The organism is Dokdonella sp., from assembly GCF_051958935.1.
Classification (GTDB): Bacteria; Pseudomonadota; Gammaproteobacteria; order Xanthomonadales; family Rhodanobacteraceae; genus Dokdonella_A.
The window spans coordinates 1-2,412 of record NZ_JBQCFP010000146.1; the positions used below are offsets into that span (position 1 = coordinate 1).

2 protein-coding genes are annotated in these 2,412 nt (G+C 67.8%); one reads left to right on the top strand and one right to left on the bottom strand.

The genetic code is table 11. From position 1 onward, the window contains the following. A partial coding sequence (locus tag ACTHK2_RS14315; protein WP_440246397.1) for a hypothetical protein occupies positions 1–984 on the bottom strand: 984 nt, incomplete at its 3' end. Positions 985–1,606: 622 nt separating this feature from the next. Between ACTHK2_RS14315 and ACTHK2_RS14320 the strand changes: the two genes are divergently transcribed. Continuing rightward, positions 1,607–2,412 (top strand): penicillin acylase family protein (locus ACTHK2_RS14320; RefSeq protein WP_440246398.1); only part of this gene is annotated, 806 nt, incomplete at its 3' end.

A 2,412-nucleotide genomic window follows, 5' to 3' on the forward strand; every position in this document is an offset into this window, starting at 1 on the left:
GAGCGGCGTGAACGCCGGCGAATCGAGCGTGAAGTCGTTCACCGACGGCAGGTCGGTCGCGAACGCCGCGTTCGGCGCCGTGTCCGAGGCCGTCGTCACGGTCGTGAAGTCCGTGCCGGTCGTCGTCGACGTGACCCAGCCCGCCGGCAGCGCCGGTGCCGTGACCTCGTCGAAGTTCTCGTCCGGCGGGAAGGTGCCGCCGCCACCGTCCGCCGCGAAGTTCGCCACGACCGTGCAGTCGGCCGTGACCGCATTGGTCGTATAGGTGTTGCCCGCGAGCGAGCCACCGCACGTACCACCGACCGTGTCGATGTGGAAGCCCGTGTCGGGTGTCAGCGTGAACGCGGTCGTCGCACCGTCATTGACGACCTGGGCCGTGTTCGGGCTGATCGAACCCGACGGCGTGCCGACGCTCGGCGTGACCGTGTGGGTGACCGGGCCGGCCGAAATGGTGATCGCCGCGCCCGTGTTCTCATAGCAGTAATCGACGATGGTCGCGGGGAAGCCCGTCGTGCCCGTCGTCGTCATGTGCACGTAGCCGAAGCAGAGGCTCGGAGCGGGCACACCCAGCGAGGAGCAATTGAACTTGAAGCCCATGTAGCCGTCGACGTTTGCTGCCTGTCGCCAGTTGGCGGCGTTGGCGGCCGACGTCGAGCGGCTGAAGAGCGAACTGGAACTGATCGTGGCGCCCGGGGCCAGTACCAGGTAGGCGCCGTTGGCCGTGGCCGAGACACCTGCGTTATCGGTACTGCTTTCCCAGAAGAAGGCGAGATTGCCGCCCGTCGCCCAAGCGTTGAAGTTGTATGCAGCGATGTCCGCGTCCTGCACGTCGCCGGTGATCCAGTTGACCGACGTGCCATTGAGGTTCGCCGCGATGGCATGGTTGATCGGTGCTGAGCAGACGACCGCAGCCTGCGCTGCGCCGAACTGCAGACCGACACCAGCCACTGCGATTGCAAGTGCTGTCCTAAACAAGCGTTTCATGCGAATTACCCCCGTAAATCGACGAAGGAAGCCTAAACTACGACCACGCGAAAGCGCGCCTGCCGCGAGCTGGCAGCAAGCGCAAACGAAATGAGTTGGTAAGCCTCGACTGCGGGAGTGCAGCCTTGCAGCGACATCGGTAATTCATGCGCGAGACCCCAGTCAGCGCAACGCAAAACCCGACCCGGTGCCGGAAGTGGTACCGCCGGCAACCGCCAACGCACCTGTCCTTGATTACCCCGGCGCGTCCCATTGCAACCGTGACGGCCAAGGCCGGTCGACTATATGCCTCTCGGGCGCATCGTCACAACTACCCCCGTTCAGTACATCGCGGATGGCCACGTCCGGCCGCGCGCCACATGGGAAATTCGGGCTTGCTGCTGCGCACCAGCCACCCTTCGCCCACGGTCCGGGGGACCGCGACGCATGCCTCGAACACATGTGCGCCTGCAGCAGCGTATCGAATAGGATGCGCGCTCCCCCGCACCCGGAACATCGCATGCCGCCCGCCCGCCGCCCGCTCAAGAGGCTCCTCCTGGCTCTCGCCCTCCTAGCCATCGCGCTTCCGGTCGGCGGATGGATCGCGTTGCGCGGCAGCCTGCCGCGCCTCGAAGGCCGGGTCGTGGATGCCTCCCTGCAGCAGGCCGTGCGTGTCGAGCGCGACGCCCTCGGCACGGTCACGGTGGAAGCAGGTAGCCGTCGCGACGCGACCTGGGCGCTCGGCTACGTGCACGCCCAGGAACGCTACTTCGAGATGGACCTGCTGCGCCGCCGCGCCGCCGGCGAACTGGCCGAACTCTTCGGCAAGGCCGCATTGCCGATCGACCGCACCGTGCGTGCGCATCGCATGCGCGCGCGCATGGAGCGGGCGCTGGCGGACCTGCCGACGCCCCAGCGCGATGCGCTCGACGCCTATCGCGACGGCGTCAATGCCGGCCTCGACGCCCTCGGCGTGCGGCCGTTCGCCTATCTCGCGACATTCAACGAACCGCAGCCGTGGCGCAGCGAGGACACATTGCTCGTGATCGCCGCGATGGCCTTCACGCTCAACGACGCCGAAGACAAGCGCGGCCTCGCGTTCTCCCGCATGCATGCGGCGCTGCCCGCGTCCGCTTACGCATTCCTGACCGCCGGCGGCGGCAGCTGGGACGCGCCGCTCGCCGGCGCCGCGCTGGACTGGCCCGATCCTCCGGCCGCCGACGCGCTCGATCTGCGCACGCTCGATCCGAAACTCTTTAGCGGCAGCCACGGCGTCACCGACGCACGCGCGCCCGGCAGCAATGCATTCGCCGTGGCGGGCGCGCTTGCCGACGGCGCCGCGCTCGTCGCCAACGACATGCACCTCGACCTGCGCGTGCCCAATCTCTGGTTCCGCACGCGCGTCATCTATCCCGATCCGCGTCGCCCCGGCGTGAAGGTCGACGTCAC